This is a genomic window from Massilia genomosp. 1 (assembly GCF_011682185.1).
GTDB lineage: Bacteria > Pseudomonadota > Gammaproteobacteria > Burkholderiales > Burkholderiaceae_D > Telluria_A > Telluria_A rubra.
In genome coordinates, this window is sequence record NZ_WHJF01000078.1 from 1 (window position 1) to 12999 (window position 12999).

12 protein-coding genes are annotated in these 12999 nt (G+C 62.9%); 5 read left to right on the forward strand and 7 right to left on the reverse strand.

Features of this window, described 5'->3' with window-relative positions:
- Positions 1-283 precede the first annotated feature (283 nt).
- Positions 284-1285, reverse strand: a complete 1002-nt coding sequence (locus F1735_RS23835) for a 2-hydroxyacid dehydrogenase (RefSeq protein ID WP_167239240.1) — start codon at positions 1283-1285, stop codon at positions 284-286.
- Positions 1286-1448: 163 nt separating this feature from the next.
- On the opposite strand from F1735_RS23835, the gene F1735_RS23840 reads away from it, so the two are divergent.
- Positions 1449-2636: a GGDEF domain-containing protein gene (locus F1735_RS23840; protein WP_167239241.1), complete on the forward strand. Its 1188-nt coding sequence runs from the start codon at positions 1449-1451 to the stop codon at positions 2634-2636.
- A 118-nt stretch (positions 2637-2754) separates the two neighbouring features.
- Positions 2755-3171, forward strand: coding sequence for a hypothetical protein (locus F1735_RS23845; RefSeq protein WP_167222291.1), 417 nt, complete (start codon positions 2755-2757; stop codon positions 3169-3171).
- 41 nt (positions 3172-3212) lie between these two features.
- On the opposite strand, the gene F1735_RS23850 is transcribed toward F1735_RS23845, so the two are convergent.
- On the reverse strand, positions 3213-3698 hold the full coding sequence (locus F1735_RS23850; protein WP_167222289.1) for a phage regulatory CII family protein: 486 nt from the start codon (positions 3696-3698) through the stop codon (positions 3213-3215).
- A 95-nt stretch (positions 3699-3793) separates the two neighbouring features.
- Entirely contained in the window at positions 3794-4150 is a 357-nt protein-coding gene (locus F1735_RS23855; protein WP_167239242.1) for a hypothetical protein, read from the reverse strand.
- Positions 4151-4220: 70 nt separating this feature from the next.
- Between F1735_RS23855 and F1735_RS23860 the strand changes: the two genes are divergently transcribed.
- Genes F1735_RS23860 through F1735_RS23870 form a run of 3 tightly spaced genes read left to right on the forward strand, consistent with a single transcriptional unit; the run spans position 4221 to position 6423 of the window.
- Positions 4221-4823 carry a hypothetical protein gene (locus F1735_RS23860; RefSeq protein WP_167239243.1) on the forward strand — a complete coding sequence of 201 codons (603 nt, stop codon included), beginning with the start codon at positions 4221-4223 and terminating at the stop codon, positions 4821-4823.
- Between the two features lie 28 nt (positions 4824-4851).
- On the forward strand, positions 4852-5613 hold the full coding sequence (locus F1735_RS23865) for a DUF2491 family protein (protein WP_229505926.1): 762 nt from the start codon (positions 4852-4854) through the stop codon (positions 5611-5613).
- 45 nt (positions 5614-5658) lie between these two features.
- Positions 5659-6423: a hypothetical protein gene (locus F1735_RS23870; protein ID WP_167239245.1), complete on the forward strand. Its 765-nt coding sequence runs from the start codon at positions 5659-5661 to the stop codon at positions 6421-6423.
- 98 nt (positions 6424-6521) lie between these two features.
- On the opposite strand, the gene F1735_RS23875 is transcribed toward F1735_RS23870, so the two are convergent.
- The 4 genes from F1735_RS23875 to F1735_RS23890 form a co-directional block, all read right to left on the reverse strand.
- Positions 6522-7613, reverse strand: coding sequence for a phospholipase A (locus F1735_RS23875; RefSeq protein WP_167239246.1), 1092 nt, complete (start codon positions 7611-7613; stop codon positions 6522-6524).
- Positions 7614-7706: 93 nt separating this feature from the next.
- The gene (locus F1735_RS35775) at positions 7707-8006 is read right to left on the reverse strand and encodes an HNH endonuclease (RefSeq protein WP_373888573.1); all 300 of its coding nucleotides are present in this window, start codon (positions 8004-8006) and stop codon (positions 7707-7709) included.
- 296 nt (positions 8007-8302) lie between these two features.
- The gene (locus F1735_RS23885) at positions 8303-10090 is read right to left on the reverse strand and encodes a hypothetical protein (protein ID WP_167239247.1); all 1788 of its coding nucleotides are present in this window, start codon (positions 10088-10090) and stop codon (positions 8303-8305) included.
- Between the two features lie 75 nt (positions 10091-10165).
- Positions 10166-12994 (reverse strand): Hsp70 family protein, encoded by a 2829-nt coding sequence (locus tag F1735_RS23890; RefSeq protein WP_167239248.1) that lies wholly within the window; start codon positions 12992-12994, stop codon positions 10166-10168.
- Between the last annotated feature and the right edge of the window lie 5 nt (positions 12995-12999).

Sequence of the window (12999 nt, forward strand, 5' to 3'; positions counted from 1 at the left end):
TTCATGGTGTGGGCGTTTTGATTAAGCGTTAGAACTAAATCATGCCAGAAATGGGCGCCCACTCCCACCTTTTCGCTTGCGCTGCCAAGCAATTTTCATCCGTTCCGCTAGTTTTGCAAGAGGCTCTTATGATTGCGTGGCGCTCGAAGCGGAAGGAACACCTGCTTTGCATTGTCACTGTATCTCGATGTTGCATGCAAGCATGATCGCGAATTCAGCCGCACGCTGATACGCATAAAGGAGTGCCGGGCATGGTGGTTCAGGCAATGTTTATCTGACGGTATCAAGGAGAAATTTCGTTAGTGCTGCACTTCCCCGCATTAAAACACTCAATATTCCCAAACGTCACCTCCGCAATCTCGCGCATCGCCTCCACGGTAAAGAACCCCTGATGCCCCGTGACCAGCACATTCGGAAACGTCATCAAGCGCTGAAACACATCATCTTCGATGATATCGCCCGAGCGGTCGTGGAAAAACAGCGACCCTTCCTGCTCATACACATCAATCGCCAGGAACCCCAACTGGCGCGATTTAAGCGCGTCGATCACGGCCGGCGTATCGATCAGCGCTCCGCGCGAGGTGTTGACCAGCATCGCCCCGCGCTTCATGCCGGCCAGGCTGTGGCGGTTGATCATGTGCCGGGTCGTGTCCATCAGCGGACAGTGCAGCGACACGATGTCCGATTCCGCCAGCAAGGTCGGCAAGTCCACCATGGTCCCCAGCGCGCCGAACTCGGGCGCCGGAAACGGATCATGCCCCAGCACGCGGCAGCCGAAGCCCTTGAGGATGCGCGCCGTCGCCAGTCCGATCTTGCCGGTGCCGACCACCCCTGCGGTCTTCCCGTGCAAATTGCTGCCCAGCAGTCCATCAAGCGCAAAATTTCCTTCGCGCACACGCGCGTAAGCCCGGTGCGTGTTGCGGTTGAGCGTCAGGATCAGCGCCAGCGTGTGTTCGGCGACCGCTTCCGGCGAGTAGGCCGGCACGCGCGCGACGAAAAATCCCAGCCGCTGCGCGGCCTCGATATCGACGTTGTTAAACCCGGCGCAACGCATCAGCACCGCCCTCACGCCCAACTGGTGCAATGCTTCCAGCACCGGCGCGTCGAGCCGGTCGTTGACGAATGCGCATACCGCATCGCAGCCCTGCGCCAAGGCCACCGTATGCAGCGCCAGCGCCGCTTCCTGATATGCAAGCTCGATATGCCGGCGCTCTTCGCGTGCCGCCAGCGCTTCGTCCAGAAAACGCCGGTCGTAGGCCTGGGTGCTGAAAATGGCGATTTTCATTGTCGTTGGTTCCCGCTTGATTGGTGATGCTCCATCATAGCCCGGACGGACTGGCACACTCACGTTTGTGCTGATAAATGAAATGGCGCAATCGATGTGCTGTGCGCGCCCCGGCACGCGTATGATTGGCTGGCCTGTCCCCAACTCATCTTGCGCGCCGCCAATGCTGAAAATCGATCCTGAGTTACTCAATAACGCCAGCCCGTCGCCGCACCGGCGCGCCCTGGAACAGGGATATCGCTGGCTGCGTTTCGAAGACGGGCTGGAACAGCAGTTCCACGACTTCTATATCCAGGGACACGTGGCGCGCGTGCGCCTGGCGGCGTATATGTGCATTGTCCTGTTTATCATGTTTGTGATTCTCGACCTGGCCACGCTGCCGGCGTTTGTGTCGATCCGCACGGTCAGCATCCGGATCGCGCTGATTATTCCGAGCTTTGTTGTGGTGCTGCTGGCCAGCTATCGCGGCGCCTGGCGACCGTATCTTGGAACGGCAGTGTTTTCGGCAGCGCTGGTCACGGGACTGTGTACCGTCGCGGTCATCGGCAGCGCGCTCGATGCCGGCTACCAGATCCCCTACGAAGGCATCTTGCTGGTGGCGTTGTTCATCTACCTGATCGCCTGCCTCGAATGGCGCCGCGCACTGCTGGCCAATATGGTGACCTTGTGCGCCTTCGTCATCATGGAATTCACGCTGCAAACCGATCCACGCGCGCGCCTGTACCAGATCGTCTTCATGTGCGCGGCCAATGGGGTGGGTGCGTACGGCGCCTACTTCCTCGAACACAGCATCCGCACCACCTTCCTGGTCAATACCCTGCTGCACGAACTGGCGGCGCTCGATGGCCTGACCGGATTATCCAACCGGCGCACCTTGAATATTCACCTCGAGCGCGTCTGGCGCCAGGCCCTGCGCGACCGGCAAACGGTGGCGATCGCCATGATCGATATCGATTATTTCAAGCGTTATAACGACCGCTATGGGCACGCCCGTGGCGACGCGGCCCTGAAAGCGGTGGCCGATGTCATCGCCGCCCAGGCGCGCCGCCCGCTCGACCTGACCGCGCGCTATGGCGGCGAAGAATTCGCCGTCATCTGGCATAACCCGGTCCCCGGCGAATTGCAGGCCATGGGCGAGCTGCTCACGGCGGCGGTGGCGGCGCTGCGGATCGAGCATTCCGACAGCGACATCGGCAGCCTGAGCGTCAGCATCGGCGTGACCATCGGCCTGCCGTGCGCCGGCGACGATGCCGCAGCCCTGCTGCGCGCGGCCGACCAGGCCCTGTACCAGGCCAAGCATCAGGGCCGCAACCAGGTCGTGGTCAGCGAGCCGGTGGCGGCGTTGGTGTAGCAGAAAAGACACAAGCCATCCGGCAACTGCCTGTTTCACCGTCTCTTGACCGGATATGTTTACCGCAATTTCTTTTTGTTATAGTGTCGGCATTATTTCAACAGCGGGAGATGGGGACATGAACGGAGCAGGCGGAACCAGCGGTGGCACGGGCCAGTTTTTTCTCGGCCTGATCATGATGTGCGGCGGCTTCTATTTACTGCTTAACGGGATCGTGGTCAGTTCCGACTTCGGTTTCGGTTCGCGCATGTTCGGCTTCGGCTCGCGCTTCGGCGTCAGCGGCGGCATGGTCATGATTCCGATGATGATCGGGATCGGCATGGTGTTCTACAATTCCAAGAATTACCTTGGCTGGCTGATCGCCCTGTGTTCGTTCGCGGCGCTGGTATTCGGCGTGATTTCGTCGGTCAGCATGAGCCTGCGCACCATGTCGGCCTTCGAACTGATTTGCATCCTGGTGCTGGCGATCGGCGGACTCGGCCTGTTCCTGCGTTCGCTCAAGCCGTCGGAACCGGCGCCACCGCGCTCGCAATAAGCGGCGGGCCATGCGCGTGATGGCGCATGGCCCGCCCGCAGTCAGGCCGCGCCGGTGCGCATGCGCAAGCGCGCGCGCCAGGCGCCCAGGGCCGATAAGGCCGAATGAAATTCGCGCTCGATCAGGTCCGCTTCGGCGCTGGTGACGACACCATCCATCAGCGCCTCCGAAACCGCTTCGGCCACGGCCCCGACTTCGCTCATGACCCGGCACACCGTCTGCGACAGGTCGTCGCGGCCGACCAGTTCCGGCTGCGGCACGATGAAGGCGGCCATGCCGTGCCGGTTCAGCAAGGCATGCAGCGGCATCATCGCTTCCTGCACCCCGGCTTTGTGGCAATGCTCGACGATGATGGAAACTTCCTCGAACGAGGGGTAATGTGATGAAATGGTGGGCGAGAGCTTATTGCGCAGCACATTGGCGGAAATGCCGATATCCTTGGCCAGCATCTCCAGGCCGCCGGGATAGCGGCGCGCCACGCTGTAGAGCGCGTCGTGCTGGTTCATGTCCAGATATTTACGAGTCATGGTAAATCTTGCCTTTTTTAACCGGTGCATTGGCAGACGATGTGCTGTTATGCTTCTTTCAACCTTCAACCCGGCCTAATAAAAATGAAGTCAACTCAGATCATGTTGCTGCTGGCTTTGCTGCTACCCGCCGCAACCACGCTCACGGCTGCGGCGAAGCCGTCGTCAAGTTCGAGTTCGCGGTCGAGCTCAAGCTCGTACAAGAGTGGATTTTCCTCCCAAAAATCCAGTCCTACAAGTAGCAATCGGTCAACATCGTCGAAGAATTCGTCGTTTGGCTCGTTCGGCAGCCGTTCGTCGTCGGCGTCGCCTAGCGCCTCGCCGCCGCCAGCGCCGCCCCAGCGCTCCGGCTCGTCCTGGGGGCAGCGCTCGCAAGAGAGCGCGCCGCCGCCGCAAAAGTCGGGTTCGGCGTGGTCGCAGGGCAGCAGTGCGGAGTCGGGCCGGGCGGACAAAAAGGGCGGGTCCGGCGGTTTCGGTTCCTTCGGCGGGGCGCCTGCGCGGCAGGACAGCGGCGCCCAGCCAGTGCAACAAAAGCCGGGATCGGTGCTGTCGCAACGCTTGAACAAGGGCAACGCCGAAGCGAATGCCTTGCGCACCCTGGAGGCGCGCCGGGCGGCCGAGCAGGCGGCCAATGCGCCGCGCGATATCCGGCCGCTGCCGCCGATCCAGCCGTCCGGCGGGCAGTACGGCAATGCGAATGGCGGGCAGAATGGCGGGCAATACAACGGCCAATACAATGGCCAATACAACGGCAACCGGAATGGCCAATATAACGGCAATGCGCCGATTATCGTGCCGCAAAATAACAGTAACGGGATGGGCAGTGCGATCCTGGGGTTTTTACTGGGCCGCTCGATGTCCAGTTCGCATGCGAATGGCGGTTATCAGGGCAATACGAACAATAGCGGCATGGCCGGCGCCACGCCGGGCAGCAGCGCCAGCATCCCGGCTCCGGCAGGAACGGTCGAGGCGCCGCCGGAACGCTCGCTCGGTAAATCGCTGTTGCGTACTTTTGTGTGGCTGGTGATTCTCTCGGTACTGGGCTGGATTGCTTATCTGGGATGGAAGTTTTTAAGGCGCGGCAAAGCGCCGAGCACCGCAAACTATTCTTTTGATCGGAATTGAGATGGGCTGGAAGAACGCATTCGATTATATGCGCGGCATTGCAGGCAACCACGGCGCCGATGGCAAAGCCCGGCGCGAAGATGATGGCTTGCCGCTGGGCGCGCGCATCGGCGGCATGCTCAAGCTGCAGATGTCGCCCCTGATCCGGGCGCAGGCCAACGGCTCCTTGATCGCCATGCCGCGCGACGCCGACACCTTGATCCAGGCGGTATCGAAGATCAAGCTCAATCTGGCGGGCGGGCTGTATCGCTATTACCTGGCCAAGGGCGACGATGACGCCAAGGAGAAGTTTTTACAGCTGTACGCCGATGAAAAAGGCCAGGTTGCCGAGATCATGTACTGCACCCAGCTGGCACGGGTGATTCCTGAAACGGCGGAAGACCAGGATGCTTACACCGGCCGCGCCGGTTTCGGCCTGGGCGACCAGACCTACACCTTGTGGCGCGCGCAGCTCGACGACGTCGGCCTGTCCGAAGACGAACTGGCCACCGTGTTCGGCGAGAGCGACCGCCTCGATTATGTGCGCGATGCGGGCGAGCGCAACGCCAGTTTTGTCAGTCCGTTCACCGGCACCGAAACCCGGATCGACGACGCCGGCGGCGAAAAGGGTCTCAAGCAGGAAATGTATTTCATGCCGTATGTGCGCGAATTGCCAGGCGGCGGCAGCGAATTTTTGCTCATCACGACGGAGATCCTCTCCAGCGTGAACGGCGATAACTCAAAACGCGGTATCCATGTCGATTTCGTCATTGGCTTACCGGTGGAGCAAGAACGGGTCGTTATCCAGTAACGGTTCGGTAAAGGCAGTTTTACTTAACAACGAAAGGGATTCAAGATGAGCAATGCAAGTGGATGGGGACTGACGGCGCGTTTGATTTCGAAGCACTTCGGCGTGCTGGGCGACCGTATATCGTCAGCGATCGCCAATTTTGACCCTGAAACGGCGACCGAAGCCGACCGCGACCGCCTGGCGGACACCCTGCGCGCCACCGCGCAAGTGCTGGCATCGGCGCGTTCCTCTTTCGAGAAGGAACATAAAGACGTGGTCAGCCTGCGTGAACTGATCGCCAACGACGAAAAAGCCACGGAAACGCTGGCCGAGCGTCTGGCCGCCGGCAAGATTTCGGAAGCGACCGTCACCATGTTCTGCGACGAACTCGAAGCGAACAAGGGCCGCCTGCCGCAAGAAATTCAGGAAGAAGCCGACGCCAAGGCCTACATGGACGAGCTGCAAAAGATCATCGACGCGCTCTCCAAGCAGCTCGCCGAGTTCGATGCGCAGGCCAAGAAAGCGCTGCAGCAGCTGGCGGCGGCCCAGGCGCAGAAGGATCTGCAATCGATGCGCGCCGAGCGCCAGAGCCAATTGGCTGGCTTGACCGGCATGAAAGGCAATTCGACCGCCTTGAATGCCCTGACGCGCCGCGCCCAGGAAGTGAGCAACGAAGCCGAAGGCATGCGCATCGTCGCCGACATCGGCCAGAAGCCGCTCGACCAGGCTGCCGAAATCGATGCGATCCGCAAGTCGGTGCAGAACGATACCAGCGGTGAAACGGCGCTGCAACGCCTCCAGCGCCTGTCGGGTAAACCCGCCGCTGGGTAATCGTCGGGCGAGCCGACCGCCATGCGCATGGCGGCTGCGGCGCACATGAAAACGGCCTCTTTCGAGGCCGTCTTTTTATGCTATCACCGAAGCGCGCATCAGAAATCGACAGTAAAACCGGCGCCGACCGAGCGCTGCGAATAGTTATAGTCGATCAGGCTTTGTCCGTAGCCCGAAAACGCCTGCACATAGCCCTTCAGGTTGGTCGCCAGCGGATACGCAATCGCGGCCTGGATCGCGCCGTGGTCGGTCGACATATTCCGGCGCGCCATGATCGAATACTCATAGCCATCCTTGCGATAACTCGCGCGCACGTCGCCGCGCGCCAGGTAATCGGTAATGTCCGGATTATCGTTGTTGGACTTGGCGTTATCCAGGCGGCGCCACAGGCGCGCGGTCAGCGCGAAATTGCCGTTATCGACACCGACTTCGGTGTACAGGCGGTTCCAGCTGCGCGACAGGGTCGAGGTTTGCCCGTTCGACTGGTGAATCAGGCCAAAATTGACGAAGCGCAGGTTCATTCCGCCGAACGATTTATTGATCGGCACCACCGCCATGACTTCAGGCTGGTAGTTCGTTTCGCGGAACGGGCTCGATTGCGAACGGTTGTACGCCTGCCAGAAACTCTGCTGGGTATAGCCGAGCCAGATATCGACCGGCAAGCCAGCGACTTTTTCGGCAGCCTTCATTTTCAGGCTGAGCTGATAGGTCAGTTCGACGCGCTTGGTTTTCAGGCCGGCCGGGGTGAAGTCGCGGTACGGCGCATCGTTCGACGAGGTGCTGTAATTGGCCACCAGCAGGTAGTTTTCGCGGTGCGGACGCACGGCAAAGGTACCGCGGCGCGATGCATCGCTCAACTCCCACAACTGCTCCAGGCGCGAAATCGGCGTTTCCGGCGGCGCCGGGGTGTTGGACGCCACGGCCGGGATCGGCTTGGCTGGCTCGGCGGCGGTCGCTGCCGCTGCCGCCCGCTTGACCGGGTCGACGGCGACGGTGGCGTCCGGCGTTGGATTGCCGGCAACGGTGTCGGCCGTGGCGGCCTTGGTCAGCGTGTCGAAACATCCCAGGCGCGCGCTCGGGTCGCCAAGCACGGAGCAGCGCAGCATTTGCTGTTCGAGCTCGCCGGCCTGGGCGACGCCGGCGGAAATGAAGAGGGTGGTCAGGAGGAGGGGCAGTCGGGCGGCGTGCATGTCGTGGTGGTTCTAAAATGAAAAAGGGAGGTTACTGTAGCGCAATATGAGAAAAGATGTCGCGCTGCATGTATTTATATCTGCGGAACGGCCTCAAGTGTTGTTTGATGGATCGATATACACGGCATTTTCAAGCAGGACCGGCGTGGGTACCTCGAGCACGAGGCGGTCGATTTTTTCGTACAGCGCCAGCCGGAATTCGTCGCGGTCCAGGGACAGATGGCAGCGCCGGTGGCAATTCGGGCACAGCGCGGCGGTGTTCGCGGTGGTATCCGAACCGTGACTGGCCAGCGGCATGACGTGATGCACTTCCAGGTAGGGAAAGCCGTCGGTGCCCGTGAACGGCGCGGCCATGTCGCAGCCTTCGCAGATGCCGTCGGCGACCTTGAGCACCCAGGCCTTGACTGCGGGATCGCGCGCCCAGGGCCGTCTCGCGCAACTGCCGGTTCACTTCCGCCTTGTTGATGGGCTCGCCAGCCAGCTCGCTGCGCAGCATTGCCACGTAGGCCCGCACCGAGGCGGCCAGCTCCTCGTCGGTCCAGTCGGTGCTGGTGGTCGATGCCTCGGGCGGAAAAGAAACAGGCATCTGGACAGGTGGGCGCGCTCGAAAGGGGAACGCCACCAGTGTAGCAGGTGTTCATTTTCTTTCACATAAGCTTTCTGCGCTGGAAAAGTGATCCCGTCGTCGCTTACGGTGCGATCCCATACCCCAGCATGCGCACCGCCTTGCGAAATTTGTCTTCCTGGCTTTGCAGTACCGCCAGATGACGTTTGCCCGCGCGCATGCACAGCGCCGCTGTGTCTTTGTGTTCGGCGATCAGGTCGGCCGTGCCCGCGTCGACGCACTCGATCAGCACACTGGCGCCGAGCACGCGCATCGCCTTGCCCTGCTTGTTGCAGGTGCGCAGGAAACCTTCCACTTGTACCGGCAGGGCTTGGCTGTCACGCGACTGCAAGAACGCTGCCAGCTGCGCCGTATCCTGGCCGCGCTCGACCGCGAGCATGGTTTTTTCGCGGTCCAGACGCCACGCATTGACGCTGTCGCGGCTTGCCCAGTTTTCCAGCAGAAGCACATCTTCGGCCGACAGGCTGCCATGCGTCACGCCGATCTGCAGGCTGGCGCTGACCGACAGAGTGCATGAGGCGGCCTGTGCGGGCGCGGTGTAGGACGGACTCAGGCCCAGACAATACGCGCCCAGCCCGGTCAAGCGGACATACATCAAGCCGTCGTAACGCGACAGGAAGCTCATGCCCTGGCCACCCCATAACTCCTGGAAATGGGGGCGCGCATTGTGCGGCGAGCGGTAAGCCAGGTCGATCATGCCCAAGGTGGCGCAGTATTCGAACAGCACGCACAGCAGATAGCGCCGCTCGAAGAGATCCCACTCGTCGTCGGTATACGCAAGGGCGCCGTAATTGGGGTCTTCCAGATAGAGCGACCACGGATCTTTGGCTACCGCCAGCGGCGCGCCTTCGGCCCGCATGAAGCGCCCCAATTCATCGACCTCGACCCAGCGTGCGGCGGGGCAATCTTGCAAGAATTGGCCGACGATGGCGCGCCGCGCAGCGACCGGCGTCAGGCGGCCCTTGCCTTTCTGGCCCTTGATCGCGTCGACCCGGTTGAATTCGTCGAACATGGTGGAGCTCAACCATTTGCGCCAAATGCCGCGCAGCACGTCGGCCGGTGGCGCTTGCAAGGCTTTGATGCCGGCCGGGGTCAAGCCGAGTTTGCTTCCATGTAATTCTGCCAGGCCACTAGCCTGCAGCAGCAGCGGCCACGCCACAGGCTTGATCGCGCCAATTTGCTGGTCCACATCGGCGCAGTCGGCGGTGGCGTCATAAAAATCCCCATTGGCAAGCTTGCCTTCGATCGCACGCAAGGCGGTCACGCCCGGCATGCGCGTTTTATCGCTGACGGAAATGCGCTTTTGATCGACCATGCGCAGCATGGCGACGACCTCGTACAGGGCATCGGGCGCCGTATTGCGCTGCGTCAGCGGCGGCGCATCGTCATCGTCATCTTGCGCTGGCTGTTCCAATTCGGGCAAAGCGGCAAGGCTTGTCAGGAAATTTGGCGCAGGCGCCGGGAACAAGGCCGCCACGCGCAGGCGAAGTTGCGCAGGGAGAAGGATGCTCCCGTCATGCTCGAACAGGAACAGGTTCAGCACGTTCATCGGGCCACGGTGAGAGCCGGATTTTCCAGGATGATGAAAGCGTGGGGATTGTCCGTACTTGGCGGCAAAACGTTTGCCATCGAACCTGCCTTGGACGTCGTACGCCGCTTCGCGTACAGCCAGTTGCTGGCAGGGATCGAGCATCGCCCAGACACGTGGCAAGCCGGTGTCCGACATGTCGTCGAGGAGTGCAGCGACCAGCAAGTCTTTGCGTGTCACTTTCTTGGCGTCGGAAAAATTGGCAAGCAACTGCTTGAGCATGTCTACGGTGAGGCCATGCAGTGCGTCAGCTAAATTATTCATTGGTGGGTGCGAATAAACGGGAACGTCAGCATGACAAGCCTTGCGCCACGCGTCAAGCGCGGCGGGCGCGGAGTATCAGTGGATCAGCTTCAAGCCTGGCGGCAGCGATTCGCCCAGGATCCAGCGCTCGGTCGCCTGGTCGAGCTGCACCACCTGCTGCACCATGATCATCGTCGCCGGCGGCGCGTTGATCGCCAGCAGGCGCTGCACGATGCGCTCGCGCAAGGCCAGCGGCAAGTCACGCACGCGGTCGTCGGTCATGCGCGCCAGGTGCACGGCGGCAAAGGCGGCCGACTCGACCTTCTTCCAGTCGAGCGCCAGGATGGCTTCGAGCCAGCCTTCCACCACCTCGGTCGGCACCACGTCGTGCGTGCTGCCGTGGAAGGGCTGGCGCGCGCCGATGCGGCCCAGCGCCCACAGGTAGCGGCTGGCGCTGGTGTTGTCCTTGGCCGGCGCGGCTGCTGCCGGCTGCGCGATACGTTCGAGCAGCCAGCCGCCGATTTCGGCCTTGTACGCGACCGGAATGCGTTCGAGCGAGGCGCCCAGGCGCAGCATGTCCTCGTCGCTGCCGGCCACCACCGTGGGGCTGGCCTCGCCGCCTTCCTTATTGGTCTGGAGATTGAAGGCGAAGTCGTCGAGCAGGCGCAGCTGTTCGGTGGCGCCCAGCCCGCCGGCGACGCGGCGCCACAGGGTCCACCATTCGGCGCGTGCCTGTTTATCGTCGGCATGGCGCACGCCGGACTCGAACAGGGTCCACAATTGCTCCAGGCGCCAGTCGTCGAGCGCATGGCCAAAGCCCGGCCGCAGGCAATAGCCAGCCAGGTTCAGCCAGACTCTTTCATGTTCGGCGGACCGGTGCCGTCCGCGCGCGCGTTGCCACAGGGCGTCGAACAGCTGGCGCAGCAGGGTTGTTGCCCATTGCTCGCGCTCGCCCAGCAGTTGTTCCATCTGCGCACGCAGCTGCTTGACTTCCTTCGCCGTCACCTGTTGCGCTTTCTTGCCGAAGACGCGGTCGATCTTCTCAAACGCGGCCGTCAGTTGCGGCGATGGCGCGCCGTCCGGCTTGTCGCTCGCGCCGGCGGTGTTGTCGTGGCGCAGGTCGAATTCCAGCAGCCAGCGCTGGCTGGCATCGCTCAGGTTGACGCAGTGCATTTCCAAGGTGCCGACCTCGGTCAGCGCGCTGGCTAGCTGGACGGCGGTTTCTTGCTTGCTGCCTGCGGACTTGGCGCCTTTTAATACCGTCGCAATCGGCGGCAGGCGCACGTATTTCGGATCGTCCAGATCGACCAGCTCGCCGGGCGCGGGCGGGGCATCGGCGCCATCGGCGGTCGAGGTCATCACATGGAAGCGCACCGGTTGCCCCAGGCGCAGGGCGAAGGTACGCTCGCCGAGCAAGATTTCACGGCCGGTTTCGCTGCCGCGCGGCAAGATGCAGATGCCGCGCTTCGGCCCTTTCGCGTCGTCCAGCACCAGGAAATAGCTGCGCGCCGCGCCAGCGTCGATGCGCGGCGCCTGGCCTTGCAGCGCCAGCGCGTACGCCACCGCGCCACGGGCCACGGCCACATCCGGATTGTCGTTGTGCAGCAGGCGCAGCGGTGCGCCGCGCCAGTTGCCCAGGGTTTCCTGCAAGCGTTGCACCAGCGCGGCGGCGCGGAACACGCCGCCGTTGAGCAGCAGGGTATCGGGCATGGCCGTGCCGTCTTCCTGCGCCGCTTGCAGGGCGCTGGCGTGCTGCTGCAAAAAGTCGGCGATGTGGCGGGTGACGGCCGCATCGCGCGCGTACGGTAACCCGAACTCGACGATGCCGGCACGCGCCTGTTGCACCCGCTCGGTCGCTGCCACCAGCGGGAAAAAGCCATCGACGATGACGCTGCCGACTTCCTCTTTGGTCAGCGACACCGAACGCATGGCGCCGATCATGCGCGACCCGGACCCGAGCAAGGTCACCTGGGCCTGCCCGGGCGCGTCGGCCGCCAGCAATTGTTCCTTGGCGGCGCGGCAGCGTTCCATCAGTTGCGACAGGGCGCCGGAGGAAAGGCGCGGCTGCTCCGTGCCCGCCATCTGCGCCATTTTCGCTTCCGTCACATGGGCCAGCGCCAGGTCCATATTATCGCCGCCGAGCATGACGTGGTTGCCCACGCCGATGCGCGTCAGGTGCGGCTGGCCATCGTGCAGGTCGACCTTGATGAGGCTCAGGTCGGTGGTGCCGCCGCCGACGTCGCACACCAGCACCATGCGCGTGTGCGCCAGTTCGCCCGCCAGCGCGTCGCGATGGCGGAACAGCCAGTCGTAGAACACGGCCTGCGGCTCTTCCAGCAGGCGCAGCTGATTGAGCCCGGCCTGGCGCGCTGCGGCGAGGGTCAGCGCACGCGCGCCTTCGTCGAAAGAGGCCGGCACGGTCAGCACCAGGTCCTGCTGTTCCAGAGGGTGATCGGGAAACTTGTGGTTCCAGGATGCCCGAAGATAAGCCAGGTAGCTGGCGCTGGCCGCCACCGGCGACACCTTGGCCACATCGGGCGCGGCGCCCCACGGCAGGATCGGCGCCAGGCGGTCGACTGCGGTGTGCGACAGCCAGCTCTTGGCGCTGGCCACCATGCGCCCCGGCACTTGCGCACCGAGCCGGCGCGCCAGCTGGCCGAACACGACCGGCTGCGCCTCCGGCTCAGTCTGTTGCCACGGCAGCTGCATGTCCGCCGCCGGCAATTCGCCGTCCGCCGGATGGTAGCGTACCGACGGCAGCAGCGGCAGGGCGGCGACTTGCCCCGGCGCCACCAGTTGCTCGATGTCGAACAGGGTGATGGCGGCGCGCGCTTCAGGCCCATCGACAGGCGCATCCACAGGCGCATACGCGACCACGGTATTGGTGGTCCCGAGGTCGATGCCGACGATGTACTGGCGCGCCACGCCGT

Coding starts and splice junctions, on each gene's coding strand:
- F1735_RS23835 (WP_167239240.1), bottom strand. CDS start 1,285: ATGAAAATCGCCATTTTCAGCACCCAGGCCTACGACCGGCGTTTTCTG.
- F1735_RS23840 (WP_167239241.1), top strand. CDS start 1,449: ATGCTGAAAATCGATCCTGAGTTACTCAATAACGCCAGCCCGTCGCCG.
- F1735_RS23845 (WP_167222291.1), top strand. CDS start 2,755: ATGAACGGAGCAGGCGGAACCAGCGGTGGCACGGGCCAGTTTTTTCTC.
- F1735_RS23850 (WP_167222289.1), bottom strand. CDS start 3,698: ATGACTCGTAAATATCTGGACATGAACCAGCACGACGCGCTCTACAGC.
- F1735_RS23865 (WP_229505926.1), top strand. CDS start 4,852: ATGCGCGGCATTGCAGGCAACCACGGCGCCGATGGCAAAGCCCGGCGC.
- F1735_RS23870 (WP_167239245.1), top strand. CDS start 5,659: ATGAGCAATGCAAGTGGATGGGGACTGACGGCGCGTTTGATTTCGAAG.
- F1735_RS23875 (WP_167239246.1), bottom strand. CDS start 7,613: ATGCACGCCGCCCGACTGCCCCTCCTCCTGACCACCCTCTTCATTTCC.
- F1735_RS23885 (WP_167239247.1), bottom strand. CDS start 10,090: ATGAATAATTTAGCTGACGCACTGCATGGCCTCACCGTAGACATGCTC.